Source organism: Peribacillus sp. NPDC060253, from assembly GCF_042727425.1.
Classification (GTDB): Bacteria; Bacillota; Bacilli; order Bacillales; family DSM-1321; genus Peribacillus.
The window spans coordinates 26,565-35,286 of record NZ_JBHXAS010000050.1 but is presented as its reverse complement, the minus strand read 5'-3'; the positions used below and the strand labels follow the sequence as shown (position 1 = coordinate 35,286).

Annotated in this window: 7 protein-coding genes and 1 pseudogene; 6 read left to right on the top strand and 2 right to left on the bottom strand. The window is 39.9% G+C overall.

Features of this window, described 5'->3' with window-relative positions:
• Window positions 1-183 precede the first annotated feature (183 nt).
• The 5 genes from ACFWE9_RS14490 (at window position 184) to ACFWE9_RS14470 (ending at window position 5,887) form a co-directional block, all read left to right on the top strand.
• Window positions 184-645, top strand: a complete 462-nt coding sequence (locus ACFWE9_RS14490; RefSeq protein WP_230160672.1) for a carboxymuconolactone decarboxylase family protein — start codon at window positions 184-186, stop codon at window positions 643-645.
• Between the two features lie 435 nt (window positions 646-1,080).
• Complete coding sequence (locus ACFWE9_RS14485) at window positions 1,081-2,865, top strand: sensor histidine kinase (protein WP_230160670.1); 1,785 nt, start codon at window positions 1,081-1,083, stop codon at window positions 2,863-2,865.
• Complete coding sequence (locus tag ACFWE9_RS14480) at window positions 2,837-3,580, top strand: LytR/AlgR family response regulator transcription factor (protein WP_377357364.1); 744 nt, start codon at window positions 2,837-2,839, stop codon at window positions 3,578-3,580. Before ACFWE9_RS14485 ends, ACFWE9_RS14480 begins: the two co-directional genes overlap by 29 nt.
• 141 nt (window positions 3,581-3,721) lie before the next feature.
• On the top strand, window positions 3,722-5,515 hold the full coding sequence (gene cstA, locus ACFWE9_RS14475; RefSeq protein ID WP_230160666.1) for a carbon starvation CstA family protein: 1,794 nt from the start codon (window positions 3,722-3,724) through the stop codon (window positions 5,513-5,515).
• Window positions 5,516-5,731: 216 nt separating this feature from the next.
• Window positions 5,732-5,887, top strand: a complete 156-nt coding sequence (locus tag ACFWE9_RS14470; protein ID WP_065310844.1) for a DUF1540 domain-containing protein — start codon at window positions 5,732-5,734, stop codon at window positions 5,885-5,887.
• A gap of 299 nt (window positions 5,888-6,186) precedes the next feature.
• On the opposite strand, the gene ACFWE9_RS14465 is transcribed toward ACFWE9_RS14470, so the two are convergent.
• Window positions 6,187-6,825: an O-methyltransferase gene (locus ACFWE9_RS14465; protein WP_377357362.1), complete on the bottom strand. Its 639-nt coding sequence runs from the start codon at window positions 6,823-6,825 to the stop codon at window positions 6,187-6,189.
• A pseudogene (locus ACFWE9_RS14460) lies at window positions 6,812-7,066 on the bottom strand (hypothetical protein); the annotation flags it as partial. The gene ACFWE9_RS14465 and the pseudogene ACFWE9_RS14460, both read right to left, overlap by 14 nt.
• 456 nt (window positions 7,067-7,522) lie before the next feature.
• Here ACFWE9_RS14460 and ACFWE9_RS14455 point away from each other — a divergent pair.
• On the top strand, window positions 7,523-8,710 hold the full coding sequence (locus ACFWE9_RS14455) for a hypothetical protein (protein WP_377357360.1): 1,188 nt from the start codon (window positions 7,523-7,525) through the stop codon (window positions 8,708-8,710).
• The last annotated feature ends 12 nt before the right edge of the window (window positions 8,711-8,722 follow it).

Here is an 8,722-nt window from a genome sequence, read left to right as displayed (position 1 = left end):
TAAAACTGCATGTAATTTTTCGTCTATCGTATATTTAGTCAAAAAAACTGCACCTCCAATTGTTAGATGTTGTCTAACAATTGGGGTGCAGTTCAATGTGGGCTCTCTTTTTTTATGTCACAAATCAATCCTCTATTTTGTCTTATAAGTGGAACCTAAAACGATTTAATGGAGGAGATATACATGGAACAACGCATTAATTACATGAAGACAAATCGGGAAGTAGTCAAATTAATGATTGAATTGGAGGAATACAAGAAAACGACGGGAATTGATGGCAAATTAATTGAATTGATTAAAATTCGTGCTTCTCAAATCAATGGCTGTGCGTACTGCTTGGATATGCACACAAAGGATGCCCGGGCAATGGGTGAAACTGAACAAAGAATTTACTGTTTGAGTGCTTGGCGTGAATCACCATTCTATCTAGAGTCGGAAAGGGCAGCGCTAGAATTGACAGAAGCGGTCACGACCATTTCGGCAAACGGTGTACCAGATGATCTATATGAAAGGGTACGCCTTCATTTTGATGAAAAACAATATATCGACCTCGTTACCATAATCATCACGATCAACGGCTGGAACCGATTGGCGATTTCAGCCAAAAGCATACCCGGACACTATAAGCCTGTAACAGTAAAATAATTTTATAAAACCCTTGTATTCTTAATGAATACAAGGGTTTTTTTACGTGGTTTTATTCTGATCGGTCTACCCTCATTTTTTTATGAACCTCTGTATATACCAGTAGTTTTTATTATTTTCGTCCATCCAAATTTTCTCTTTTTGAATTTGAGCGATAATGATAAGTACTTAACCTAATATAAACAAAGAAATTGAAAGATTTTACATAGCCTGTTGGGAACAGTGCAGCACCAAAGTAATGAGATTATCACTAGTCTCTGGAAGAGATTGTTGAAGATATGCGAAATGATGAATTTTGGGATAGTGAATACTGAACTCCCCAGAGCACTGGAACTGTATCCATTCCTATTCAGCAGCTAAACCTAAAGCAAAATCCGACAATGATTTCTTTGCTGTTGTAAGATGAATGAAAAAGCCAGAAAAGGGGTGAATGATTTGGTTCTTTTATTACCGTCGTTGATTGAAAAAGTAGGGATCATCGTGATCGCTGCATTCCTGCTTTCTTATATGAAGCCCTTTCGGCAAATGATCGGCCATGAACAACAAATATCAAAGAAAATCATGCTCATCGCCCTATTTGGAACTTTCGGCATCATAAGTAACTATACAGGGATCGAAATCGGAAATCATGCCATACCAGAGGGTGATTGGCATACTGAGATAGCACCCGAAAACGCCATTGCGAATACGCGGGTCATGGGCGTGGCAATTGGTGGTTTGCTGGGGGGCCCATTTGTTGGTTTGGGAGTCGGTTTGATTGCAGGGCTTCACCGTTATTCTCTCGGGGGGTTTACAGCAGGGGCTTGTGCCATTGCAGCCATTTTGGCTGGTGTCTTATCGGGTTTTTTGGGGAAAAAGCGTCAAAAGCATGGGACGATCACGCCATGGTTTGCCATCCCCATTTGTATGGCGTTGGAAGCGATCCAAATGGGGATCATACTAGTTACGGCCAAACCATTTGAAAGGGCGTGGGAGCTCGTACAAGTAATCGGACTCCCGATGATTTTCATCAACGGGTTTGGGACTTTACTATTCATGCTCATCATTCAATCGATTACGAGGGACGAAGCGCGGACACGGGCCGTACAGACGAATCTTGCTTTCCTGATTGCGGATCAGACATTGCCCTATTTCCGACAAGGGTTGAATCAAACTTCCTGTAAGAAAATAGCTGAAATCATCTTGGGGTTCACTGAAGCCGATGCCGTGGCCATAACCAATGAGCATAGCGTACTTGCTCATGTGGGTGCTGCGTCCGATCACCATGTCCCAAAGGAGGGAATAGCAACCGGCTTAACGAAAAAGGCCCTTGAACAAGGCAAAATCATCGTGGCCAAAACTAGAAAGGATATTTATTGTTTCCATGATTCTTGTCCATTGGAAGCAGCCGTAGTCCTGCCATTGCAAGTCCAACAGAAAACGGTCGGGACTTTGAAAATGTATTTCAAGCATCCAGATAAATTAAGCCTAGTGGAACAAGAGTTGGCTGAGGGGTTGGCGAAACTATTCTCCACACAATTGGAACTCGCCAAAGCGGAAATGCAAACGAAATTATTGAAAGATGCTGAAATCAAGGCTTTGCAGGCACAAGTCCATCCTCATTTTTTGTTTAATGCGATCAATACGATATCCGTTTTATGCCGGACGGATGTGGAGAAAGCAAGAAATTTATTATTGGAGTTGAGTGCCTTCTTTCGCAGCAATTTACAAGGGGCCAGGCAAATACTGGTGCCGCTTGAAAAGGAATTGGAGCATGTGAACGCTTATTTATCATTGGAGCAGGCACGATTCCCAGATAAATATCATATCGTCTATCGCATTGAACCAAGCCTTAAGGAAGTTCTATTACCTCCGTTCACGTTACAGCCACTTGTTGAAAATGCAATACACCATGCGTTTCCAAATGTGAAAAACAAAGGTGAAATCATCATTCACGTTTATTTTAAAGACGAAACGATGTGCATTGTTGTGGAAGATAACGGGAAAGGGATTTCAAGCGGAAGATTAGATGAATTGGGCAAGCATGCTGTAAAATCGAATAAAGGTACAGGAACTGCCCTTCATAATATCAGGGAACGGCTGGAAGGGATCTATAATGGACAGGCAAGCCTCACTATACAAAGTGAAACCGGACAAGGAACACAAGTGAAAATATCAATACCACTCAAGGAAAAAGGAGTATATGTCAGCGATGATGAAAGCATTTATCGTAGAAGATGAACCACTGGCAAGAGATGAATTGAAATATCTTCTGAAGAGAAGCAGACAAGTAGAAGTGGTGGGAGAGGCTGAAGGGATAGAAGATGCCATGAGCGATATCCCCCGATTGAAGCCTGATCTTGTCTTTTTGGACATTGAGCTGGCAGAGGGCAATGGTTTACAATTGGCTAAGCAATTGGCAGAACTTGACCCTGCACCTGCGCTCATTTTTGCGACGGCCTATGACGAGTTTGCCCTGCAGGCTTTCGAATTATATGCATTTGATTATCTATTAAAGCCATTTGATGAGAAAAGGATTCGCCAAACATTGGATAAGCTTGTGAAGCTGCGTAAAATCGGGGAAGACGAATCCAGGACAAAGTCTCCTCTAAGAACCTCGGCAGAACAGACAGGTAAAATGGCTGTACTCATAGATGACCGGATCGTTTTGATCGACCGGGACACCATTTTATTCATAGGACTTATAGAAGGAAAGACGATCATTAAAACCGAAGAAAATGAATATAAAATGGGTGACCCTCTCATTGTGCTAGAAAAGAAGCTCGACAATCGCTCCTTTTTAAGGGTGCATCGCGGATTTATCGTGAATGTTACACATATATCAGAAATACAGCCTTGGTTCAATTCAACATATAACCTCATTATGAGTGACGGATCTAACATTCCCGTGAGCCGTACGTATGTGAAAGAACTCAAGCAGCTGATTGGTTTTTAAAAATTTTCATAATTCTGCATTTTACCTCCTTCATAATGCAGCCCATCCCTCAATATCTGCATTATAACTTGAAAACACATTGAATCCGTTTTCATTGTGATATCATCATTTTACGATGTGAGAAATAGAGGGGGTTCAAATATGAATGCGGTTACAATCGTCATAGGCTCCATTTGTATATTAATGATTGCCTACCGTTTATACGGTACATTCATAGCGCTTAAAGTATTAAAACTCGATGATTCCAAGCCGACTCCGGCCCATAAATTAGAAGATGGAAAAGATTATGTTCCAACAAATAAATGGGTTGCATTCGGCCACCATTTCGCAGCCATTGCAGCGGCTGGTCCACTGGTGGGTCCGATCCTTGCTGCACAATTCGGCTATTTGCCAAGTTTATTATGGCTTTTAATCGGAGCAGTAATCGGGGGAGCCGTCCATGACGCCGTGGTGCTTTTCGCGTCGATGCGTAAAGACGGTAAATCCCTATCGGAAGTTGCAAAAGAAGAACTTGGACCTGTAGCAGGCTTTTGTACAGGACTCGCGATGCTTTTTATCATTACCATAACGATGGCAGGACTTTCAATGGTCGTTCTGCATGCTTTGGAAAATAATCCATGGGGGACGTTTGCTGTTGGGATCACGATTCCCATCGCCATGGGTGTTGGGCTTTACCATAAAAAAACGGGCAATCTAAAAGGTGCGACCATTGTCGGGTTTGCGCTTATCATGGCAGCGATTTTACTTGGGCCGAACATTCAGGGAACGGCACTTGGTGAATTATTAACACTGGAAGCCAGTACACTTGCGATCATTTTGCCAATTTATGCGTTCTTCGCAGCCGCATTGCCTGTTTGGCTGTTGCTCGCACCACGTGATTACTTAAGTACATTTATGAAAATCGGAGTATTTGCCGCATTGATCATAGGCGTTTTCGTAGTGAATCCAGAGATTCAATTTCCTGCTTTTACAGAATTCATTAATGGCGGAGGTCCGATTGTCGCTGGTCCTGTTTGGCCATTCATTTCCATAACCATTGCCTGTGGGGCGATCTCAGGATTCCATGCATTTGTTGGGTCCGGAACAACTCCAAAAATGTTGAATCGTTGGAGTGATATTAAATCGGTTGGTTTCGGAGCGATGCTTGTAGAATGTGTAGTTGCCATCATGGCATTGATTGCAGCAGTTTCCCTGCAACCAGGGGATTATTTTGCCATTAACTCCTCACCTGAAGTTTTTCAAACATTAGGGATGGAAACCGTACACCTTAAAGAACTAAGTGAAGAAATCGGCATTAATCTTGAAGGCCGGACAGGCGGTGCAGTTACCCTTGCTGTCGGTATGACTTATATTTTCACCGAAATTCCCTTCTTTGACAAATTAGCTTCATTTTTCTTCCAATTTGTCATCATGTTCGAGGCGGTTTTCATATTAACCGCAATCGATTCGGGGACTCGTGTTGCACGTTACTTGATCCAGGACTTCTTCGGAGAATTCTATAAACCATTAAAAAGAGTCGACTGGTTACCGGGTAACATCTTCGCCAGTGCATTAGCCTGCTTTATATGGGGCTATCTACTCTACTCTGGTGATATTGGTTCGATCTGGGCACTCTTTGGTGTATCCAACCAGCTTATGGCTTCAATCGGACTCATCATCGGTGCGACCGTCGTCTTGAAAATTGCAGACAAACGTTGGTATGTCTGGACATGCCTCATCCCACTTGCCTACTTATATGTAACCGTTAATGTAGCTGGCTACTGGATGGTGAAAAACGTATACTTAAACCCAGATTCAACAGGATTCAGCATCCTGAATGGAATATTATCAATCACCATGTTATGCCTAGGCTTGGTCATTCTCATTTCGGCCTTGAAAAAATGGCGCGAGCTTTGGCAAATCCCGCAAGCAGAACTATTGAAAAGATCAGCATGATAACAAAATCCGGGCGAAAGCTGCCCGGGTTCTTTTTTGTTCCAAGCGTTTTAACGAGAATGAAGTTCTTTCATTAACCATCGAAAAAGCGCTTTACTCGTGAAATTGTGCCCTTCATTATACGAGTTAGGGGGCCAAAAAATGGAGGAACCTAAAAAAGGAAAGTATCAATAATCTCAATTTTGTTAATGATAGCAAATGAGGAGGTGTGATACGATGGCAAAAGATGTTCTATGTGAAGTAAATAATTGTAAATATTGGGATTCTGGAAACAAATGTAGTGCAGATGCTATTTATGTTGTCAGTCATAAAGGGAACCAAGCATCCAATAGCAAAGAAACGGATTGCAAAACATTTGATCCAGAAATTTAAAATTTAAATCATCGGGGGTAACCATCTAACTGGTTACCCTTCTTCCATTTTATTATTGATAATAATAATCATTTTCATTCAAGATTATAGAAATTTTTTTATTTTTTCTTCATGACTTCGTGAGATTGATCGATATATTTGTGAGTTTGATCGATAAATACGAAAGATTGTTCGATATAAACGTGAGTTAGGGCGATATTTCGTAAGGTTGAGCAATTTACTTGTGAATTCGCACTTTACTCGTAATAAATTCGATCTTTACACGTGCACTACATACCTTCAAACTCCAGTTCAATCCTTCATTTCTTTACTTTTGAAATGGTCAGCCCATCCCCGATTGGAATGAGCAGGGATTCTAATTGAGGATGATTGGCCACTGTTTCATTGAATTTTTTCATTAATTCAGTATACTGTTTAGGTTTGGCACTCTGGTCTGCTACACTGCCGCCTGCAAGCACGTTATCAGAAATGATTAAAGCACCTGATTCCGCCAGTTTAATGCAATAGTGCAGGTAATTTTCATAATTGTCCTTATCAGCATCTATAAAGAAAAAATCAAATCTCTTGTTATCATTTACAAGTTTTTCAAGGCTTTGCAATGCTGCTCCGGTAATATAAGAAACTTGGTCGCCAAAGCCAGCTTTAGATAAATTACTTTGTGCTAACTTTGCGTATCTCTCCTCTAATTCAAGGGAAGTTAAAATTCCTTCTTTACCGAATCCTCTGGCAAGGCATATCCCGCTATAGCCCCCAAGAGCTCCTATTTCCAAAACATTTTTTGCTCCTGAAATCGATATAAGCATAGTAAGAAGTTTTCCAGAAGAGGGAGATACCGATATGGAGGGCATACCGTTTTCTTTTATGGTAGAAATGACTTCTTCCAAAAAATCATCTTGGTTATTAAACACCGAATCGATATAACTGTTAATTTGTTTCATTCATTTCCATTCCTTTCCCATCATTATTGGAAGTTTCCTTTTCTTCACTTTTCTTATCGGCCGCTTCACTTTCTTGTATTTCAAATAATTGTATGAATTCGTTGATTAATATATCAATGGCTTTTAATTCACCGACTAAGATTTGATTAATGGATTGAAATTCAGGTTTATCTAACTGTTCCTTAATGGTTGAACGTTTAAGATTCTTCACTTCTAAAAAAGCAATTGCCCTTGGCAGTCTTTAACCATGTAATTGATTTTGCTTCCTTTCATATAGCTTAACTAAGTCTCTAGTTTACTTATATAGAAAATGCAGTAAAAAGGTTTTTAATTAATGAGAGCTGTCCTTAGACGGCTTTTTTTTTTGAATTAAAATGTACAGATTAGTTAATAGGAGGCAGTGACTTCTATCAACAAAAAAACAAGCACTATGAATTTATATTTTTACACCAAATTGTTGTAAGTAACGGGACAAAGGATATAAAGGTAAATGTATGATTAAAATTATTTCAGTATATCCAATTATTTAACTGTTTTAGAATATTTAGTATCGTGATTTAAAATTAAAACACTTACATTTCCTGTTATCTGTGTACAATTACCCGAAAATATAGAATTGTCTTTTAATTAAAGCGATTCGGTGTTATTATTTTATAAGAATATTCAAACTATTAAATTGGAAGGTGAGGACACTCATATGTCACAGATGTTGGCTTTAGTTATTGTTATTTTTATATTATTTGTAGGAGACATAGTGGCGGTTCGAACAAAAGCCTGGGTACCTTCCGTTTTTATTTCAGCGATCTTATTTCTATGTGGGTATTGGACATTCTTCCCTCAAGACATCGTTTCAATAGCAGGTGTTCCACCGGTAGTTGCAACTATGATGATGTACCTATTGATCACAAACATGGGAACATTGCTTTCAATACGAGAATTGGTAAATCAATGGAAAACAATTGTCATCTCTCTATCTGGTATTCTGGGAATTATAGGCATATTATTTGGGATAGGCACACTTATTTTTGATCTACAAACAGTTCTTGTGGCGATTCCACCTTTAGTGGGCGGAATGGTTTCTTCATTAATTATGTCAGAAGGAGCGGCAGACGCAGGACTTACAAGCTTGTCCGTTTTTGCCATCGTTATTTATGTGATGCAAGGCTTTGCTGGATATCCTTTAACATCAATTGTCTTGAAAAAAGAGGGGAAGCAGCTGCTGGAGCAATATCGCAATGGACAATTAACGGTAAAAAAGGACGATTCAGCATCCGTTAAGGAAGGTATGGCGGAACTTAAACTGTTTAAAAAACTTCCTGAAAAATATAATACAGAATACTTTAAATTTTTCAGGCTTGCGGTCGTTGCTTTTCTCGCCTACCTAGTTTCGACTGCATTAGCACCGATTATATCTATAAATGCATTTGTTCTTTGCTTACTTTTCGGAGTTATCGCGAAAAGTATTGGTTTCTTGGAAAGGCAGACTCTGCAAAAAGCAAATGGATTTGGTTTTGCTATCATGGCCCTTATGCTCTTCGTCTTTGACGGTTTAAAAAGTGCAACACCAAGTATGATGATGGAGATTCTTTTCCCACTTGTTGTTTGCATTTTCTTAGCTGTGATCGGTATGTATATATTCTCATTCATTGCAGGGAAATTGTTAAAAGTAAGCAAAGGAATGGCGTTTGCTGTATCTTTAACAGCATTATACGGATTTCCAGCCGATTTCATTATTACCAATGAAGTCGTCAATTCATTAACAAAAGATGAAAATGAAAAAGAAGCATTGCTGAGCCATATGCTGCCGCCAATGCTTGTCGGTGGATTTATATCGGTTACCATCGTGTCGGTTGTTTTAGCGGGAGTCTTCGTGCAATTCTTGTAAAATAGGAGGGGT